The 20,658-nt window shown below is 40.1% G+C and carries 17 protein-coding genes; 12 read left to right on the top strand and 5 right to left on the bottom strand.

The features are described 5' to 3' along the window. Positions 1-258: 258 nt before the first annotated feature. Both B3C94_RS09955 and B3C94_RS09960 read left to right on the top strand, forming a co-directional pair. A complete protein-coding gene (locus B3C94_RS09955; RefSeq protein ID WP_293902847.1) occupies positions 259-1,272 on the top strand; it encodes a PDDEXK nuclease domain-containing protein in 1,014 nt (337 codons plus the stop codon). A 166-nt stretch (positions 1,273-1,438) separates the two neighbouring features. Then, a complete protein-coding gene (locus B3C94_RS09960) occupies positions 1,439-1,699 on the top strand; it encodes a hypothetical protein (RefSeq protein ID WP_293902850.1) in 261 nt (86 codons plus the stop codon). 331 nt (positions 1,700-2,030) lie between these two features. Here the strand turns inward: B3C94_RS09960 and B3C94_RS09965 are convergent, their stop codons facing one another. Then, a complete protein-coding gene (locus B3C94_RS09965; RefSeq protein WP_293902853.1) occupies positions 2,031-2,444 on the bottom strand; it encodes a hypothetical protein in 414 nt (137 codons plus the stop codon). A 67-nt stretch (positions 2,445-2,511) separates the two neighbouring features. After that, positions 2,512-3,126 carry a sprT domain-containing protein gene (locus B3C94_RS09970; RefSeq protein ID WP_293902856.1) on the bottom strand — a complete coding sequence of 205 codons (615 nt, stop codon included), beginning with the start codon at positions 3,124-3,126 and terminating at the stop codon, positions 2,512-2,514. Positions 3,127-3,441: 315 nt separating this feature from the next. On the opposite strand from B3C94_RS09970, the gene recN reads away from it, so the two are divergent. Continuing rightward, positions 3,442-5,103 (top strand): DNA repair protein RecN, encoded by a 1,662-nt coding sequence (gene recN, locus B3C94_RS09975; RefSeq protein ID WP_293902859.1) that lies wholly within the window; start codon positions 3,442-3,444, stop codon positions 5,101-5,103. A gap of 81 nt (positions 5,104-5,184) precedes the next feature. Here recN and B3C94_RS09980 read toward each other — a convergent pair whose 3' ends face one another. Together B3C94_RS09980 and B3C94_RS09985 are read right to left on the bottom strand one after the other, a co-directional pair. Then, entirely contained in the window at positions 5,185-5,604 is a 420-nt protein-coding gene (locus B3C94_RS09980; protein ID WP_293902862.1) for a hypothetical protein, read from the bottom strand. A gap of 139 nt (positions 5,605-5,743) precedes the next feature. After that, the gene (locus tag B3C94_RS09985) at positions 5,744-8,269 is read right to left on the bottom strand and encodes an ATP-dependent Clp protease ATP-binding subunit (RefSeq protein ID WP_075991716.1); all 2,526 of its coding nucleotides are present in this window, start codon (positions 8,267-8,269) and stop codon (positions 5,744-5,746) included. A 185-nt stretch (positions 8,270-8,454) separates the two neighbouring features. Between B3C94_RS09985 and ettA the strand changes: the two genes are divergently transcribed. From ettA to uxuA, 9 genes are all read left to right on the top strand, one after another. Continuing rightward, positions 8,455-10,137 carry an energy-dependent translational throttle protein EttA gene (ettA, locus tag B3C94_RS09990; protein ID WP_293902867.1) on the top strand — a complete coding sequence of 561 codons (1,683 nt, stop codon included), beginning with the start codon at positions 8,455-8,457 and terminating at the stop codon, positions 10,135-10,137. A gap of 11 nt (positions 10,138-10,148) precedes the next feature. Then, a complete protein-coding gene (locus B3C94_RS09995; protein WP_293902870.1) occupies positions 10,149-11,333 on the top strand; it encodes a PAS domain-containing sensor histidine kinase in 1,185 nt (394 codons plus the stop codon). Positions 11,334-11,375: 42 nt separating this feature from the next. After that, positions 11,376-12,443, top strand: coding sequence for a response regulator (locus tag B3C94_RS10000; protein ID WP_293902873.1), 1,068 nt, complete (start codon positions 11,376-11,378; stop codon positions 12,441-12,443). Positions 12,444-12,675: 232 nt separating this feature from the next. Beyond that, positions 12,676-13,092 carry a lactate dehydrogenase gene (locus tag B3C94_RS10005; protein WP_293902876.1) on the top strand — a complete coding sequence of 139 codons (417 nt, stop codon included), beginning with the start codon at positions 12,676-12,678 and terminating at the stop codon, positions 13,090-13,092. Position 13,093: 1 nt separating this feature from the next. Continuing rightward, positions 13,094-14,464, top strand: a complete 1,371-nt coding sequence (gene hemN, locus B3C94_RS10010; protein ID WP_293902879.1) for an oxygen-independent coproporphyrinogen III oxidase — start codon at positions 13,094-13,096, stop codon at positions 14,462-14,464. 9 nt (positions 14,465-14,473) lie between these two features. Next, the gene (locus B3C94_RS10015) at positions 14,474-16,867 is read left to right on the top strand and encodes a heavy metal translocating P-type ATPase (RefSeq protein WP_293902882.1); all 2,394 of its coding nucleotides are present in this window, start codon (positions 14,474-14,476) and stop codon (positions 16,865-16,867) included. Positions 16,868-16,872: 5 nt separating this feature from the next. Further along, complete coding sequence (gene ccoS, locus B3C94_RS10020) at positions 16,873-17,061, top strand: cbb3-type cytochrome oxidase assembly protein CcoS (protein WP_293902885.1); 189 nt, start codon at positions 16,873-16,875, stop codon at positions 17,059-17,061. A 79-nt stretch (positions 17,062-17,140) separates the two neighbouring features. Beyond that, entirely contained in the window at positions 17,141-17,959 is an 819-nt protein-coding gene (locus B3C94_RS10025) for an SDR family oxidoreductase (RefSeq protein WP_293902888.1), read from the top strand. 12 nt (positions 17,960-17,971) lie between these two features. Then, on the top strand, positions 17,972-19,132 hold the full coding sequence (uxuA, locus tag B3C94_RS10030) for a mannonate dehydratase (protein ID WP_293902891.1): 1,161 nt from the start codon (positions 17,972-17,974) through the stop codon (positions 19,130-19,132). A 270-nt stretch (positions 19,133-19,402) separates the two neighbouring features. Here uxuA and B3C94_RS10035 read toward each other — a convergent pair whose 3' ends face one another. Continuing rightward, a complete protein-coding gene (locus tag B3C94_RS10035; RefSeq protein WP_293902894.1) occupies positions 19,403-20,425 on the bottom strand; it encodes a LacI family DNA-binding transcriptional regulator in 1,023 nt (340 codons plus the stop codon). Between the last annotated feature and the right edge of the window lie 233 nt (positions 20,426-20,658).

A 20,658-nucleotide genomic window follows, 5' to 3' on the forward strand; every position in this document is an offset into this window, starting at 1 on the left:
TCTTGTCAGTGAAGTTAGCCAAACTTGATGATAGAATAAAAGTAATTCGTCATGTATCTCCTTTTTTGTTGATTTTAAAAAGGGGTATGAAATTTAAAGTAGGAAAAGATCATTTTAGCTAATAATTCTTGAAGACTAGGATGATTAAATCTGATGTGACAGTGAATTATTTTTTACTAAAATATTTAGTATTTAAATTACTTATAGTTATCTTTGTATTGTTCACTTACAGAAGTAATACCAAGAAAATAAACAATTATGTTGTCCGATCAAACTTTAGTATCCGATATAAAGGCAATTATTGCGCAGTCCAAAGAAAATGCGGTTCGTGCTATCGATCATCAGCGCACATTGATGTACTGGCATATTGGCCAACGTATTTTTGAACAGGAACAGGAAGGTAAGGAGAGAGCGGATTATGGGAAATACATTATAAAGTATCTTTCAGCGGAGTTACAACCTGAGTTTGGTAGTGGTTTTTCATCTAGACAGTTAAATTGGTACCGTCAGTTTTATCGCACATTTCCAATTGTGTCTACACTGTGGACGCAATTGAGTTGGAGCCAATATAAGCTGCTTTTAAGTCTTAGAAGCGATGAACATAGGGAGTTTTATATTGCCGAGACCATAAAAAATAATTGGACAGTCCGACAGCTTGAGCGGCAGATCAATACGAATCTATACGAACGCCTGCTGCTTAGTAACGATAAGGAAAGTGTATTGGCTGTAGCAAAAAAGGAAAAGCTACCTTCGGACGCGAAGGAGATTATCAAAGATCCAATGGTACTGGAATTTTTGGGTTTGAAACGGGAAAGCGCTTACTATGAAAAGGACCTTGAGGGCGCCATTATTGACCATCTTCAAGAGTTCTTACTCGAATTAGGAAATGGCTTCTCTTTTGTTGCTAGACAAAAACGTATCCATATCGAGGGCGATGAGTTTTTCGTTGATCTCGTCTTTTACAACCGTCTGTTGCAAAGTTTTGTGATTATTGAAATTAAGACACACAAATTAACGCATCAGGACATCGGTCAACTACAGATGTACGTGAATTATTATGACCGTATGGAAAAGCTTCCGCATGAACATCCGACGGTTGGCATTTTGCTTTGTGCGAGTAAAAACGATGCGGTGGTCAAATTTACCCTTCCTGAAGACCAAAAACAGATTGTTGCCAGTCAATATGAACTTTATCTACCGACAGAGCAACAGTTGCTAGATGAGGTGAACAAGGAGTTGAATAGTTTTGTAGGCAAAAGCGGTGGTGAATAGCTCTTTCAACGATCTTCATGGGATATTTAAAAGTATTTTAATGCTATGGGCTTGAGTTGATTCATGCGTATTACTGGACAAAATTCCTGTGTTTCCGCTTTTTTCATTTTTATTTTTCTAACATAGATTATTTTGTACATTTGTATCGAATAAAATCGAAATAGAAATGGCAGAAACTGTACAACCAAGAGGTCCAAAGACAACTGATAATAATGCGAATCAAACTCATTACTACAAAACATTGGTAGTAGCGATCGCTTTAGGTTTAATAGGTACATTTATCCGTTTTGTACCGGATGTATGTACGGCATTGGGCCAACAAACTTTTTTGTTTTCCGCAATAGCTAACATCTCCATGATTGTAGGTGCACTTATCGCATTCAAAACCGTTTTCGGAATTTTGGGATTTGGAAAAAAACGTGACTAATTAACAGTCAACTAAGATATTTGAAAGCCTCAGTTTACTGGGGCTTTTTTGTGACCTATGGAGTTGATAAACGATATCGGGAAGATAAGAGCTAGTTAAGCCTTAGTTAAGACACACTTTTACGGACTTCTACGGACTTTCACGGAGTTGTGCTGACTTGTTATAGATTGAGGGTTGACCTCTATCTGATCAAGGTAAGTGAAATGTACACCTACTCACGAAAATAGTATTTTTTGAAAGCGAAAACAAGACTTATTTTTCAAATTCAAAATATCATACAAAAAAGGCCTCACAGTTTGCAGTGAGGCCTTTTTTGTATGATTATCTTAGACTATGCGAAGAGTGACCAGGTAGACCAAGGAATACGAGCAAGCATCAAGATCAAACCGATAATGTAGAAAATAACGACTGTTTGATTTGCTTTTCTGGCATTTTCAATCTTTTTAGCTTTCGAGTAACCAATTGTGATCAATACGATAGCAATGATCATGGTCAAAGGGTGTTCAATGATTTTAAAACGTAATGCCGGATCTTTCATTACGGCACCAGAGATCATCGATGGATACTTCAAATAAAAGAATAAAATCAATCCCACCAATAATTGAATATGCGATGCGATAAAACCCAATAAAGCAATTTTACGGTTGTACGGTTTGTTGCCTAGGTAGTTTGATAGGGTGATCACGATCGATATCACCAGGGCTAGCAATAATACAATTGCTATAGTCGAGTGTAAGTGTAACATAAAAGCTCTCTTTAATAATTTCCTAAGTTAGCAAAGATAAAAATATAATGAATGTATTTATCAAAAATCATTGTTCCAACAGAAATACCTCCGCTATTGGATTGAATAGGTACATACGTTTGCTGGTCAATTCCATGCACTTATAGCGTTTTCTTATCTTCTCGATACGTTGAAATGAACGCCCGTTTTTTAGCTTAAAGAAATGACCATCCTCCAGGGATTCCACGGTAAGAGCGCTGCTATTGACCGTATCATATGATTTTAAGGTGCGAAACAGATGAAGGTCCGTACAGCTTGAAGCAGCGGGGTTTTCCATGTAGCGATGAACGGCGCTACTGATATCAGCCGGGAAGATATTCAATTTTAGAAAAGGATCCATAAGCTCTTTAAAGTTGCTCTTCCATTCCGAACCATGTGGTTTGACACGATGCTGATGTTTATTCCAGGTTTGTAAATGTGCGAATTCATGGATAGTCGTAATCAGAAATGAATAAGAATTTAAATCATGGTTGACCGAGATGCGATGTGGACTTCCTTTAAAAGGTGCACGGTAATCTCCTAGCTTCGTACTTCTTGAACGAGAGATCTTAAATAAGCAGCGGGTGTGGTTAATCCAGTTGGATATAATCGGTGCTGCTTCTTCGGGCATGTATTTTTTTAGGGTAGCACTATAATCTTGCATGCCATAAAAATAGGAATTAATTTATGTCAATGGAGCTGAAATAGAACATTCTATTGTCAAAAATAGAATGATATTGCTAAAAATAATAGTTTAAATTCTAGTTTTTGTTTGGATAATTGATATTATTTTTAGTATTTAGTGTTTGTAAATATCAAAAAATAAAAAGTCAGTAAAGAAGATTTATACTTTTTTAAAGTAAAAACGTATTGAAATCGCCTGATTTTTAGGTAAATTACCGTCAGAAAGGTTCATGAATACGGGATCCGATTGAGGAACGGTTTTTCCTCCAAATTGTAAAAATAGACCTGCAAGAATATGCTAGATACCTTACATATTAGAAATTATGCGCTCATCAACGAATTGGAAATCCAGTTTGACAAAGGTTTGAATATGATTACCGGCGAGACCGGTGCAGGTAAATCTATTATTATGGGTGCGTTGTCACTGATTTTGGGAAATAGGGCGGAGGGAAAGCATTTTTTCGACCCGTCCAAAAAATGCGTGATTGAAGGAGAATTTAACATAGGTTCCTATCAATTGCTTAGCTTTTTTGAGGAAAATGATCTCGAATATGCGGACCATACTATTATTCGAAGAGAAATCTCTCCTGATGGTAAATCCCGTGCATTTATTAATGATTCGCCAGTCACGCTAACTATACTCAAAGCTTTAGGCGAGCAGTTGATTGATGTACATTCTCAACATGCAACATTACAGATTAATACAGAAGATTTTCAGTTCCTTGTAGTCGATAGTGTTGCAGGTTCATTTGGCCTCAAGCAAAATTATCGAGCGAGCTTTTTCGCTTACAAGAGAGCGAAAAAAGAACTCGAAGAGTTTAAGGAAATGGTCAAGAAAGCCGCCATTGAGCAGGATTATTTTCAGTTTCAGTTTGATGAACTTGATGCAGCCCGATTGGTAGGAGATGAGCAGGTGCAGCTTGAAATACAGCAGCGGCAGCTGGAAAATGCTGAGGACATCAAGCGCGGGTTGGTAGGAGCATCACATCTTTTGGAAAACGATGATACAGCAGTTTTAAGCCGATTGAAAGAGGTGATGACCCAAGTAGAAGGGGTTGCTTCATTTTTGCCTGAGGCGGCAGATTTGGCTGTACGATTAAAGAGTACATGGATTGAGCTGAAGGACGTCGCCGCGGAGCTCAGCTCCCTGGAGGAAGATACGCAAATAGACGAGGGTACTCTGCTGGATATCAATGAGCGCCTAAGTTTATTGTATTCCTTACAGAAAAAACACCATGTGGACTCCGTCGAAGAGTTGATTAAATTGCGTGACGATCTTGAATCCAAACTGTTTGCCATAAATTCTTCGGATGAGCAATTGGAACGGTTAGAGAAGGAGGTTGTAGCTAAACTCGCCATTGCCCAGAAAAATGCAGAAGAACTTTCGGTAGCAAGAAAAAAGGTGTTAGCGTTGATCGCAAAGGATGTGCAGGCTACCTTGACAAATGTAGGGATGCCCAATGCTCTGCTGCAAATCAGTCTTGAACCATTAAAGGACGGAGATATGAGGGAATCAGGGATGGATGCAATTCAGTTTTTGTTCTCTGCCAATAAAGGACAGGCTTTGCAATCCATTCATAAGGTTGCCTCCGGAGGCGAGCTTTCACGGGTGATGCTGGCTATCAAGTCATTGGTTGCGAAAACTTCTGCATTACCGACCATTATTTTTGATGAAATTGATACGGGGATCTCGGGTGAAGTCGCTTTGCGTGTAGGTGAAGTGATGGAAAAGTTAGCGGACAATATGCAGGTCATCGCTATTTCCCATTTGCCCCAGATTGCGGCGAAGGGTGCTGCACATTATAAAGTGTATAAGGAAGATAAAGCCAACCGGACAATATCTAACATTGTTCGTTTGGATCAGGAGGGAAGAGTAAGGGAAATTGCTCAGATGCTCAGTGGAACTAATCCAACGGATGCGGCACTGGAGCACGCAGAGATATTGCTGAAAGGTTGAAAATATTCCTGACCAACTCGATGTAAACAAACGACATAGAAATAAAAAGAGGTCTTAGAATTTTTCTAAGACCTCTTTTTATTAATTTCCACCATTATCGGCGTCTGTTAAAGTTACTTTAACCGTCATGTTGTCTGGACGGACAGGTCTATTATCGCTACCCACATAGTCAGCGTAAAGATATACCTTGCCAATTTTGTATTCCACCCTGTAATTATATGGGCCGATTGCTGAAGGAACATTAATAAAATAACTTTGGTCATTATCAAATTTTATAGCTACTCCCACATGCCCGTAGTCGAAATATTTTGCATCTAGTTCAGGAAAGTCCAGTTCATTTGAGAAAGAATAGCCGCTTTGGTCAACTCCCCAGGAAGAAGATTTTACTTGAGTGGTATAACTTACTCCAGGAAGATAGTTTGTAACGTATTCTTTTTTACAAGAAGAAAATGAAACCAAGGCTGCGGTTCCAATTAATGCTGCTAATAAAAGTCTTTTCATATTGTTCGTGTTATTTGTGACAATTTTTTTATTATAGGACGATAAAATGATATGAAAGTTTAACGTCAAATTCATATACAACAAAAAATGCACCATAAAGGTGCATTTTGTTGAAATTATTTTTGGATACAGCTTAGCTTTACTTCTCAGCTGTGTCTTTTGATGACTTAGAATCTGAGCTAGAAACCTCAATATCTTTGGTTTCAGGATTAATGCTTACGGTCAAAACTGAACCAGTTTGCACATTTCCTTTGAGGATTTCTTCTGCAATCGGGTCTTCAAGGTATTTCTGGATTGCTCGTTTTAATGGACGTGCACCAAAATTACTGTCATAACCTTTGTCTGCAATGAAATCTTTTGCCTCATCTGTCAAATTGATCGTATAACCCAAATCAGCGATACGTTTGAATAATGACCTCAACTCAATATCAATGATTTTGAAGATATTCTCTTTTGTCAATGAGTTGAACACAATCACATCATCGATACGGTTCAAAAATTCTGGAGCAAAGGCTCTTTTCAAAGCGGTTTCAATAACTCCACGTGAATGCGCATCAGATTGTTGTGATTTTGCCGCGGTGGTGAAACCAACACCTTGACCAAATTCCTTCAATTGGCGTGCACCAATATTTGAAGTCATAATGATTATGGTATTTCTGAAATCTACTTTGCGGCCCAAACTATCTGTCAATTGACCTTCGTCCAATACCTGTAACATGAGATTAAATACATCCGGGTGAGCTTTCTCAATCTCATCCAATAAGACAACCGCGTAAGGTTTACGACGTACTTTTTCAGTCAATTGACCACCTTCTTCGTAACCAACGTATCCTGGAGGCGCTCCAACAAGGCGAGATACAGCAAATTTCTCCATGTACTCGCTCATGTCGATTTGGATCAGTGCATCTTCAGTATCAAACATAAACCGTGCTAATTCTTTAGCAAGCTCCGTTTTACCAACACCAGTAGGACCTAAGAAGATAAATGACCCGATTGGTTTTTTAGGATCCTTCAAACCCGCACGTGTACGTTGAATAGCTTTTACCAATTTACCTACAGCATCATCTTGACCAATGATTCTTCCTTTCATCAACTCAGCCATATTCAACAGTTTTTGACTGTCTGTCTGACTAACACGTTGTACTGGAATACCGGTCATCATAGCTACTACTTCCGCAACATTTTCTTCTGAAACAGTATAGCGTTTTGATTTCGTCTCTTCTTCCCAGGCGATTTTTTCTTTCTCGAGTTCTTCGATCAATTTTTTTTCTGTATCACGCAATTTAGCAGCCTCTTCGTATTTTTGGCTACGAACAACTTTATTTTTCTCCAGTTTGACCTCTTCGATTTTATTCTCAATGTCTATAATGGATTGCGGTACATGAATATTGTTCAAGTGCACGCGAGAACCTGCTTCATCTAAGGCATCAATTGCCTTATCTGGTAAGAATCTGTCTGTAATGTAACGTGTCGTTAAGGATACACAGGCTTCGATCGCTTCGGGAGTATAAGTGACATTGTGGTGGTCTTCATATTTCTCCTTGATACGATTCAATATCTCTACCGTCTCGTCATGTGTTGCCGGCTCGATCGTTACCCGTTGGAAACGACGATCCAAAGCACCATCTTTTTCAATGTATTGACGGTACTCATCCAAGGTGGTTGCACCGATACATTGGATTTCTCCTCTTGCCAAGGCTGGTTTGAACATATTCGAAGCATCCAATGATCCTGAAGCTCCACCTGCACCGACGATGGTGTGAATCTCATCGATAAATAAGATGACATCCGGTGATTTCTCCAGTTCATTCATGACCGCTTTCATACGTTCCTCAAATTGACCACGGTATTTCGTACCGGCAACCAAAGATGCTAGATCTAGGGTGACGACACGTTTATTAAATAATACACGTGATACCTTACGTTGAACAATGCGAAGTGCAAGTCCTTCAGCAATTGCTGATTTACCAACACCCGGTTCACCGATCAACAAAGGATTGTTTTTCTTGCGTCGGGATAAAATTTGAGATACACGCTCAATTTCTTTTTCGCGACCTACGATAGGATCCAATTTACCCTCCTCGGCAGCTTTGGTCAAATCGCGGCCAAAGTTGTCCAGTACCGGAGTTTTAGATTTGATATCCGATACTTTTTTGGGCTGGATATATTGATCATCTTCTGCAAAATCATCGTCGCCAGTAGGGGAGCCCGGAGCCTCATCCTTGATCGTCGTCCTATTTTGCTCAACTTCAGATTTGAAGATGTCGTAAGTCACATTGTATTGTTGTAAAATCTGAGAAGCAATATTATCTTCATCTCGTAAGATAGCCAATAATAGATGCTCCGTTCCGATGATGTCCGATTTGAATATTTTAGCTTCCAAATAAGTAATCTTCAAAACTTTTTCAGCCTGTTTTGTTAATGGCATATTGCCAATAGGAGCGCGTGAAACCGATGCCCCCTTCACTGCGTCCTCCACAGATTGACGTAGGGCTGTTGTGTCAATGCCTATGTTTTTAAGGATTTTTATCGCCATTCCATCGCCTTCACGAATCAAGCCGAGCAATAAATGCTCTGTTCCAATATAATCGTGACGCAATCTTAAAGCTTCCTCTCTACTGTACGATATGACATCCTTTACGCGCGGTGAAAATTTTGCTTCCATTGAATACCTTTCTGTTTTATATTAAGGATATATAAATGTAGTAAATTCTGCATTTCAAACCTTAAAATTATTTTAAATAATGTCATCAACAATTAAGCCATGACCTTTGTACGTCCAAAATGTCAGTATAAAAGATTACATTTGTATGTTAATATAATAAGAGTTTTCGAATTTTTTTAATTTTTATGTCAGACGAGAAGATCATTTTTTCGATGGCGGGTGTCAACAAAATCTATCCGCCTCAAAAACAAGTTTTAAAAAATATCTATTTATCTTTTTTCTATGGTGCCAAGATCGGTGTGATCGGTTTGAATGGATCCGGTAAATCTTCCCTATTAAAAATTATCGCTGGATTGGATAAATCTTATCAAGGTGAGGTCGTGTTTTCCCCAGGCTATTCTGTGGGTTATTTGGCTCAGGAACCTCAATTGGATCTTGAAAAGACTGTTCTTGAAGTCGTACAGGAAGGTGTCGCCGAAATTACAGCCATCTTACAGGAATACGAAGAAATCAATGAGAAATTTGGCCTGCCTGAGGTGTATGAAAACGCCGATGAGATGGATAAACTGCTAGCAAGACAGGGCGAACTTCAAGATAAAATCGATGCCACCAACGCTTGGGAAATCGATTCAAAATTGGAAAGAGCCATGGATGCCTTGCGTTGTCCTGAACCGGATGCGAAGATTGTCAATTTGTCAGGTGGTGAGCGCAGACGTGTAGCATTATGTCGCTTATTGTTGCAGGAACCAGATGTCTTACTCTTAGATGAGCCAACCAACCACTTGGATGCCGAATCGATCGACTGGTTAGAACAACACTTGAAACAATATAAAGGAACAGTGATTGCTGTTACCCACGACCGTTATTTCTTGGATAATGTAGCGGGATGGATTTTAGAATTAGATCGTGGCGAAGGCATTCCTTGGAAAGGAAATTATTCTTCTTGGTTGGATCAAAAAGCAAAACGTCTTGCTCAAGAGGAAAAACAGGAAACCAAACGTCAAAAAACGTTGGAACGTGAGTTGGAATGGGTACGTATGGCTCCAAAGGCGCGTCACGCCAAATCGAAAGCTCGTTTACATAACTACGAAAAACTAGCTTCCGAGGAAACGAAAGAACGCGAAGAGAAATTGGAATTGTTTATTCCGCCGGGACCACGTCTGGGGAACTCTGTCATTGAGGCAACGAATATTTCCAAAGCGTATGGTGATCGCATTTTATTTGAAAACCTAAGTTTCATGTTGCCTCCTGCCGGTATTGTCGGGATCATTGGACCAAATGGTGCGGGTAAAACAACGTTATTCCGCCTGATCACAGGACAGGAAACACCGGATACAGGTTCTTTCAAAGTTGGAGAAACAGTGAAATTGGGCTACGTGGACCAAATGCACCACGACCTCGATCCTGAAAAATCGGTTTGGGAAAATATTACGGGGGGCAGTGACAACATGATGTTGGGTAACCGCTCGGTGAATTCAAGAGCCTATGTCTCTAAATTTAATTTTAACGGTGCCGATCAGCAAAAGAAAGTTGGCGTGCTTTCCGGTGGAGAACGTAACCGTGTTCACTTGGCAATTACCCTTAAAGAGGGTTCAAATGTACTCTTGCTCGATGAGCCTACTAACGATATCGATGTAAATACATTGCGTGCGCTGGAAGAGGGCTTGGAGAATTTCGGCGGTTGTGCGGTTGTAATTTCCCACGATAGATGGTTTCTGGATCGTATTTGTACCCATATCCTTGCTTTTGAAGGTGATTCACAGGTTTATTTCTTCGAAGGTAACTATACCGAATATGAAGAAAACCGCAAAAAACGAGTGGGTGATGTAACGCCACATCGTATTAAATACAAAAAATTGGTTAAATAGAAGAGAGAATCATGGAGAGCGGAAGGCTTTTAGCTGCAATAATAGACCACGCTATCGATGGCATTATCACCATAGACAACAGGGGGCATGTGGAAAGCATTAACCCTGCTGCTTTGGAATTGTTCGGCTATCAGGCCGAAGAAGTCATTGGGTACAATATCTCGATGTTAATGCCCGAACCCGATCGTGGTAATCACGATGGTTATCTCCACAATTACCAAACCACAGGGCACAAAAAGATTATCGGAATCGGGCGCGAGGTGATGGGCTTGAAGAAAAATGGGGAGACATTTCCATTTCGCTTGGCAGTCAGTGAGGTTTGGCTAAAGGATAAAAATATCTTCACGGGTTTTATTCACGATTTATCGCGTGAGAAAGCTGCCGAGGATATGCTCAAGCAACATGCCGCCGAGCTCGAACATAAAGTCAGTGAACGTACGCGCGATCTGATCTCTATGGTGTCGGAGCTGGAAAAGGCAAAAGCAGAAGTGTCCAAATCTCTGGAAAAAGAAATTGAACTTAACCAGCTGAAGTCAAGGTTTGTGTCTATGGCTTCGCATGAGTTCCGTACACCATTGAGTTCTGTACAGCTTTCGGCTTCTTTGATTGAGAAATATGCAGATCGACCGGATGATAAAGCGAATATCATTAAACATACCAATAAAATTAAAGGCGCTGTTCAACTGTTGACCAGTATTCTGAATGATTTTCTTTCCCTTGAAAAATTGGAAGCTGGTATTGTCGTGATGAATAAGCAGTATATCAATTTGGTCGAGCTAGCGGAAGAGATTACCGAAGAGATGCAGTTGATCTGCAAGAAAAATCAACATATTGTGTACCAGCATACCGGTGAGATCGGGCATTTTACCCTGGATCCCAATCTATTGAAGAATGCTTTGGTCAACTTGATCTCCAATGCGATCAAGTATTCTGGAGAAGATACATTGATTGAATTTACAACATGTATTGATAACGAGGGCTGTTTGATTTCGGTAAAGGATAATGGTATCGGTATTCCAGAAGAGGACCAGGTGCATTTGTTCGAACCATTTTTTAGGGCTCATAATACAGGGAATATCCCTGGTACAGGATTAGGCTTGAATATCGTCAAGAGGTACATTGGGCTTATGGAAGGTAATATGGAATTTGAATCTGAAGTACACAAGGGAACTTCATTCAGGGTAAGCTTTAAATAAAGCTGAACCTGGAGATAAGCATGACAGAATAAATAATGCCAGATGAGAAATAAAAAGACAATCTTAATTATTGAAGATAATATTGATATCCGGGAGGGAACGACCGAAATATTGGAGTTGACAGGAAGGTATGATGTCATTACGGCCGAAAATGGACGTATTGGAGTCGACTTGGCAACGAGACATATTCCTGATTTGATTCTCTGTGATATTATGATGCCCGAACTGGATGGTTACGGTGTCTTATTTATGTTGAGCAAAATTGAAAGTACTGCTAAAATTCCTTTCATTTTTCTGACTGCCAAGGCGGAACGCGCAGATATGCGCAAAGCAATGGAGATGGGAGCGGATGATTATTTGACCAAGCCTTTTGACGATGTTGAATTGATGAACGCAATAGATGTGCGTCTCAAAAGACACGAACAGCTGGCCGCAGATACCCCACAGGAGGAAGATTTGAGTCTGAGCGCCGAAGAGCAGGTCTTATTGTTGCAGGAGCTGCTTGCCAATTCACGTGTGAAGACTGTGAAGAAAAAACAGTCTATTTATGAAAAAGACGATTCGCCAACATATGTCTATTTTGTAAAATCTGGTCAGGTGCGCAGCTTTAAGTCTTATAAAGATGGACGGGAACTCTCTACAGGTATTTTTATTGCGGGAAATTACTTCGGCTATGCTTCAATTTTGTTGAATGATAATTACGAAGACTATGCTGAAGCAGTCGAACAGAGCGAAATTGTCTTGATACCAAAGGATAGCTTTTTGGAACTGTTATGGAAAAAACCTGCAATAGCCAGTAAATTTATTAAACTTCTTTCGGTGGATTTACGTGAAAAGGAAGAACAATTGCTCGGCTTTGCCTATCATTCTGTCCGCAAGCGCGTCGCCAATGCTTTGATTAGTGTTGCTGAAAAAAGTGGTGTCAATATCAATGAGGTAAATGCTTGCACGATTGATGTAACGCGGGACGGTTTGGCTTCAATTGCTGGCACGGCGAATGAAACAGTTTCCCGTATGCTTTCAGATTTTAAAGAAGAAAAACTGATTTCGAAAGAAAAAGGCAAGATTTATATCAATTCGATCAAAAACCTGCGTGATGTGAAGCAGTAACGAATAGCAAGCGAAGATTTAAAATCAATATGCTTTAAAAAGGCGCATTCAGTTTTTCTGGATGCGCCTTTTTTATACTTTTCATCGTAACTGGTGCTTGCGAAATCATGACGTTTTTTGCGAATTGTGATAAATATCATTTTAACGTATGGTGCTGCATCATGTTTTTGCCCGTATGCATGATTTACTTTTGTTCTTAGGATAAACCTTAATTGGTGATTGTAGAATCAGAATGAAAGTAGTCGTATATAATGTAAGATCATTTGAAAAAGAGTTTTGGGCATTGGCAAATGCCAAGCAGCATGATTTGACCTTGATTTCAAATGGATTAAATTCGGAGACACAGAATTATGCACGCGGCAAGGATGCGGTAGTTATTTCTGTGAGCGATATTTTGGATGAGAGTATGCTACTTAACTTGAAAGGATTAGGGATCAATAAGATCATGACTAGAAGTAAGGATACCGCTCATATCGATTTGATGAAGGCTGGAGATCTGAATATTCAGATAGCCAATGCGCCATTTGAAGATCAGAGTCCAAAGGGACTGGCCGAGCAGACTGTCCGGAATCTCAACTTATGGGGAATAGAAAAATGTGTTGGTAAAGCCTGTTGTTGCCTAAACGACTGTGCTAAAAAAATAAAGTAAAATGATTACATCGCAGCTCACAATGGAAGAATTGGTGCAGAAATATAATGTTGCAGCACCACGTTATACGAGTTATCCCACTGTTCCCTTCTGGGATAATGAAGCGTTTTCCCGGACGGCTTGGACAGATCAAGTTTATCAGATCTTCGAACAGTCAAAAGAAAAGGGAATTAGCTTGTATATCCATCTTCCTTTTTGTGAAAGCCTCTGTACTTATTGTGGTTGCAACACGCGTATTACAAAAAATCACCGCGTTGAAGAGCCTTACATTGCAGCTCTTTTGAAGGAATGGAAGATGTATGTGGCGTTATTTAAAGGAGAAAGACCGCTGTTGGCAGAAATACATTTAGGAGGCGGTACACCGACCTTTTTCCATCCGGACAATTTAAGGATGCTGATTGAGGGAATTCTTACCCACGCAGATGTAGCACCGGGAAGCTCATTTTCATTTGAAGCTCACCCGGCAAATACAACGGTCACGCATTTACAGACCTTATTTGATTTGGGATTTCGCCGTTTGAGCTTGGGGATACAGGATTTTGATCCGCTAGTCCAGTTTGTAATCAATAGGCATCAGAGCTTGGAAGAAGTGGAAGAGGTGATGCAGAATGCCCGAAAAATCGGCTTTGAGTCCATTAACTTTGACTTGATTTACGGACTTCCCAAGCAGACGCTTGCGACCGTCGCCGATACCATTCAAAAGTCGATGCTGCTCGGTCCAGATCGGATATCTTTTTACAGCTATGCGCACGTGCCTTGGATAAAACCCGGTCAACGACATTATACCGAGGCCGATTTGCCCAGTGGTGCCGCCAAACTTGCCCTTTATAAACTTGGGAAAAAAATGATTTTAGCACATGGCTATGAAGATGTTGGTATGGATCATTTTGCGAAGAAAGAGGACGAGTTATTTGTGGCTTTTCAACAAGGTCGATTACATCGTAATTTTATGGGGTATGCCGATCGATTTAGTCCCTTGTTAATCGGTATCGGTGTCTCTTCGATCAGTGATGCCTGGGGGGCTTTTGCTCAAAATGTGAAGACCGTAGAAGAATATCATCAGTTAATTGAAGCCGGTGTATTGCCGGTTGTAAAGGGACATTTGCTCAACGAGGAGGATCTTCTGATCAGACGTTATGTCCTGGATATGATGTGTAAGGGAAAAGTACAGTTACAGACAGGCGTGCCGTTGAATGAGCAGATTATTGACGAATTATCCGAACTCCTTGCAGATGGTTTAGTCTCCATAACGGGCGACCTTATTCAATGTACTGCAATTGGACGCTCTTTTTTGAGAAATATCTGTATGGCCTTTGATCAGCGACTGTTACGGTCAAAAACGCAAAATCAATTATTTAGTCAGGCAATTTAAAACGAAGGTATGGCAGCAATTAAGGAAGAGACACAAACTGCGGAAAAATGTTTCCATTGTGGTGATAAAATTGAGGAAACGGGCTACCAGCTCGATCACCACGATTTTTGCTGCCTTGGATGTCAGACGGTCTACCAAGTACTAAACAATAGTGGTATGCAGCAATATTACCGCTATAATCAGCATCCGGGTAAATCGAATAAATCCAAGCAAGAAGATTTTTCTTATCTAGATGAACCACAGATTGCCGGTAAATTAGTGGATTATAAAGACGAAAAGATGACCATCATCACCTTTTATATTCCGGCTATTCACTGTAGCTCCTGTATCTGGTTGCTAGAAAATTTATATAAACTCAATCCCAATGTGTTGCAGTCCCGCGTGGACTTTATGAAGAAACAGGCGAGTATTACGTTCAATCACAATGAGCTGCCATTGAAAGACTTGGTTTATCTTCTGGTCAATATCGGTTACGATCCTAAAATCACCTTACAGGATGTGGTGAAGGAAGGGAATCGAAATAATCTGAATCCTTTGGTCGCAAAAATTGCTGTTGCCGGTTTCTGTTTTGGAAATTCTATGTTATTCAGTTTCCCCGATTATTTTGGAATGGGAAGTTTTGAAAAGGAATATGCCAATTTCTTTGGGTACATAAACCTTGCCTTTGGCCTTCCGGTGTTATTGTATTGTGCATCGGATTATTTCAAATCGGCCTATTGGAGTCTGAAACAACAGCGATTGAATCTGGATGTGCCGTTAGCACTGGGGATTCTCGTGCTATTTTTGCGATCTGCTTTTGAGGTGATCACACAAACTGGGGCAGGTTTTACGGATACACTCTGTAGCCTTGTATTTTTTATATTGATCGGAAAATGGGTGCAGCAACGCACCTACTACCATATCTCGTTCGAACGGGATTACCGCAGTTATTTTCCGGTGGCTGTAACAGTATTGACCGAGTCAGGGGATAAACCAGTGCAATTGGCCGATGTACATATCGGTGACCGGATTTTGGTTCGGAATAATGAAATCATACCTGCAGATGCCATGCTTTTAAAAGGCGATGCAGCGATAGATTTTAGCTTTGTAACTGGAGAATCAAGCCCCGTAAATAAAACACTCGGCGAAATTATCTACGCCGGTGGGCGTCAGACAGGGGAGGCGATAGAACTCGAAGTGGTCAAACCTATTTCACAATCCTATTTGACCAAATTATGGAATAATGAAAATTATAAAGATTATGACAAGCATTTTCAGACTTTTGTCAACTTTATAAGTAAATATTTTACTGTTGTTTTATTGGCTATTGCACTAATGGCGGCGCTATTTTGGGCTGTTGACGGAAGTGCAAGCCGGGCTTGGGGAGCTTTTACGGCGGTATTGATTATCGCATGTCCATGTGCGTTGGCGTTGAGCTCTCCATTTACCCTTTCCGCAGCGCTAAGTATTTTTGATCGAAATAAGTTTTATGTGAAAAATACGGCTGCAATTGAGCAGATGGCGACGATTGATACCCTTGTGTTCGATAAAACTGGTACAATCTCATCGCCTAAAGCAACCTCAATTTATTTTGAAGGTAGTCTTTCAGCAGTTGACAAAAAGCTATTGAATGCGGTTTGTAGAAACTCTAGCCATCCATTGAGCCGTGAGATTGTCAAGTGGCTGAATGTCTCTGCTGATATTTTGATACAGGATTTTAAGGAATTTCCAGGAAAGGGGATGCAGGCAACAGTAGATGGTAAAGAAATTAAAATCGGTAGTGCTAACTTTCTGAATATCGGTAATATTAAAACAGATGGTTCTGTGGTTTTTATTCGCATAGGTGAGGAGCTAAAAGGGTATTTTACTATGGAACAATCCTGGCGGGATGGTCTTTCGGCTTTGATCGAAGATTTTAAAGTCGAATATAATCTTCATTTAATCTCAGGGGATAACGATCGGCGCCTGGATGCACTGCAGTTAATTTTTCCCTCGAATGCAAGTTTGCTTTTTAATCAATCACCAATGGAAAAACTGAAAACAATTCAAAATTTTCAGGAGGAAGGAAAGCATGTCTGCATGATTGGCGATGGTCTGAATGATGCAGGTGCATTGCGCAAGGCAGATTTGGGTATCGCTGTGAGTGATGATATCAATAACTTCTCCCCGGGCTGTGATGCGATACTGGACGGGGAGTCATTTTCAAAAATGCCGAATTTCTTTGCTTTTAGCAAAGATGCGGTGAAAGTAATACATATGAGCTTTGGTATATCCCTATTATATAATGTAGTCGGATTGAGCTTTGCGGTCCAAGGTATAATGTCACCCTTATTTGCGGCTATTCTTATGCCAATCAGTACGGTGACAATTATCTCCTTCACAAGTCTCATGACAAGGTGGTATGCCAAACGTCGTAAACTCTAGTTGTTATGGAAATAATGTATATTTTGATCGGTTGCAGTGTATTGTTGGCATTGGTGTTTTTATGTGCTTTTTTCTGGGCAAATAAAACCGGTCAGCATAATGATACCTATACACCTTCAATACGGATTCTGTTTGATGATGAAACGACAGCAAAGGAAGATAAAGAGGGTGACGTAACTAAAACGTTATCGTAATTAAATCAATTACTTTTTTTTGTAATTAAGGTTATTATCGATAAAATTGGGAATAAATACCAATTTGAAATAGAAATACATGCATAATAATCCATTTTCATTAAAAGATAAGGTAGTTGTTATTACGGGAGGTACAGGGATTTTAGGTGAGGCATTTGTGGAGGCTTTGGCCGAGGCAGAAGCCAAAGTGGCGATCCTTGGTCGTAATGAACAAGTCGGCGTAGCGCGTGTCCAGCAGGTGGAGTCCCTAGGCGGCGAAGCTATATTTGTTGAAGTAGACATCATGAACGAACAGGATGTCACCAGGGCGAAGGATGAAGTTTTGCAAAAGTGGGGCCGGATAGATGCCTTAGTAAACGCCGTTGGAGGAAACATCCCAGGGGCAACCATTGGTGCCGATCAAGATTTGTTTGCAAGCAATATTCAGGATACCATTAAAGCTATTGAGCTTAACCTTTATGGAACGATGATTCCTACGCACATTATCGGCCGTGTGATTGCGGAGAGTGGAAAGGGAGTCATTGTAAATATTTCATCCCTCACAGCTAGCCGTCCTTTCACACGTGTTTTGGGCTATACTGTGGCCAAACACGGGATCGATGGTTATACAAAATGGATGGCAACTGAACTTGCCCAACGCTACGGTGATCAAGTTCGTGTCAATGCAATCGCGCCCGGTGTCTTCCTAACTAAGCAGAACAAAAACTTATTGATCAATCCTGACGGTACTTATAGCGACCGTACCAAACGTATTCTTAATGGAACTCCCTATAACCGTTTGGGTGACCCCCGTGAGTTAAAAGGAACTTTAATCTATCTATTGAGCGATGCATCGGCCTTTGTGACAGGAGAGACTGTCTTTGTTGATGGTGGTTTTAATGCATGGTGTGGCGTATAACTAAACTTTAAGATGAAAAAATTAGAACAAACCTGGCGTTGGTATGGGCCCAATGACCCCGTATCATTACAGGATATCAAACAGGCTGGAGCTACTGGTATTGTGACAGCATTGCATCATATTCCACATGGTGAAGTATGGCCACTTGCTGATATTCAAGAAAGAAAACGCATTATTGAGGATGCCGGCCTTACTTGGTCTGTCGTAGAAAGTGTGACCGTACACGAGGAGATTAAGACAAAAGGAGCTAATGTAGATGAATACCTCCAAAAATATAATGAGACATTAACTAATCTCGCCCAATGTGGTATCAAAACAATCTGTTATAATTTTATGCCCGTGTTGGATTGGACACGTACACAATTGGACTTAACCATGGCGGATGGTTCAAAAGCATTGTATTTTGATTGGATTGATTTGGCACTCTTTGATATATTTATATTAAAACGTGATGAAGCCTATACAGCGTATCCTGAAGATGTTGTAAAACGTGCAACACTGCGATTTGATGAAATTGCCGAACAACAAAAAGAGGAATTGGCAAATGTTGTCTTAATGGGGATTCCAGGAGAGAAGAATGTGGAATTAGAAGCATTGAAAGCAAGCATTGACACCTATAAGCATATTGGAAAAGACGGTTTACGTGATAATTTGGTTTATTTTCTTCAGGGAATCGCGGCAACCTGTGAGGAAAATGGTATATGTATGACCATTCACCCTGATGATCCACCGTACCCTATTTTAGGTTTGCCCCGCATTGCCAGTAATGGTGAGGATTTTGACTATTTTCTGAATGCAGTTCCACAACAATTCAATGGCGTTTGTTTTTGTACGGGATCTTTGGGTGCTAGTCAGACAAACGACTTGCCTGCTATCTTAGAAAAGATTAAAGGGCGCGTGAACTTTGTTCACTTGCGAAATGTGAAGAAAGATGCGATTGGAAGTTTTTATGAGGCAGACCATTTGGATGGTGATGTCAATATGTATAAAATTATGAAAATCTTGGTCGCTGAAAATCAATTGAGATCTACAGCTATCCCATTCAGACCGGATCATGGTCATCAGATGCTGGATGATCTGAATAAAGTGACAAATCCAGGATATTCTGCTATTGGACGATTGAGAGGGCTTGCAGAATTGCGAGGCCTTGAATATGGTATTGTAGGTGAATAATACCAAAGGGACAAGTTTAAGCAACGATTTATAACGTTGGGCTGGAACGTTTATACAAAATAGCCGGAAAATTGGAAGTGTTGTTCTTCCTGTTTTCCGGCTATTTTTATTTTTAAATGAGGCTGTATCAAAAGTCATTTTTTAGATTTTTTCTCCAAATAAAATGCTGCAATCTTTCTCAAAATTAAATCTGATGCACCAACAAAATCTAAATTCTGACTTCCAAAAGTGTATTTTAGTGAATGATATAGCCTCTTATAATGACAAAAATTACAAAGAAGATTTGCGAATAATGAGCTGTGTTGGAAGTTCTATCGTTTCAAATTCATGTATTGGTCTCGTTTGGTTGATGGTGGCAATTAATTTATTTGTTGCCAATTCACCGATTTCGGTAGCTGGCTGTACAACTGTGGATAGCGCCGGATTTAACGAGGCGGCAATTTGCGTATTTGAAAAACCAATAACGGCAACCTGGGACGGGACCTCAATCTGCAATTCAGCTAAAATGCCCAATGTTCTGGTTGTAATAACATCTGTTGCACCAAAAATTGCATCGATGTTTTTGTTCTCAATATATTCCCGAAGTAAGATTTCTTTTATCGTTCGATCTATATCAGCGGTATTATTAAGGCTGCATTCAGTATAATGGTTGTTATTGAATGGAATACCCGCGTCTGATAAAGCCGATGTGAAACCATTTAATCGTTCGGCTGCAACACCTAGGTTCTTTCCGGTGATATGTAAAATATTTTTTTTGCCTTGTTCGATGAGATGTTTTGTAGCGTTATATGCGCCTTGAAAATTATTGACCCCCACTTTGAATGTATCAAGTTGGTGATTGATGCGGTCAAAAATAACAACAGGTATCTGCGATTTGATTAATGCTTTCAGTTCATCAATGTTTGAATCCGAGGAGACCGGAGATATCATTAAGCCATCAATACCGCGCATGCGCAGAACGTCAATACAATTTTTTTCGACCCGTTCGTCTTCCCGACTTTGCATGAAAATAACATCAAATACTGTCTGCTGAGAGGCTATTTGAATTCCATCCAGGATTTGTGAAACAAATGTATTGCTAATATTGGATACAATAACCCCTATGGTATTGGATTTTCCTATTTTCAAGCTTCGCGCTAACTTATTTGGATGGAAATTATGCTTTTTGGCATATTCCTGAACCATTTTTTTAGTCGCCTCACTTATTTCGTAGCTGTCTGATAATGCTTTGGAAACCGTCGAAACAGAAATATTAAGTGCCAAGGCTATATCTTTCAGGGTAGTTCTGCTCATCGCTTTGGTGGTTATTTTAAGAAGATAAATCTACACAAAAAAATAGATAAAAGTGCTTTTATCTTCATAAAGAACCATAAGTTAGAGGTTGATTGATAACACCCGAGTCCGAGTATATCGCGCTTTCGGCCTTTATCCAAGGTTTATCCGGTCTTGATTCAGTCCCGAAAGCCACTCTAAGCGCTGTTTAAGCGGGTTGTGAGCATACTGCGACTGGGATCGCAGCGTGTTAG

Origin of the sequence: Sphingobacterium sp. UBA5670 (genome assembly GCF_002420705.1) — a bacterium.
Classification (GTDB): domain Bacteria; phylum Bacteroidota; class Bacteroidia; order Sphingobacteriales; family Sphingobacteriaceae; genus Sphingobacterium.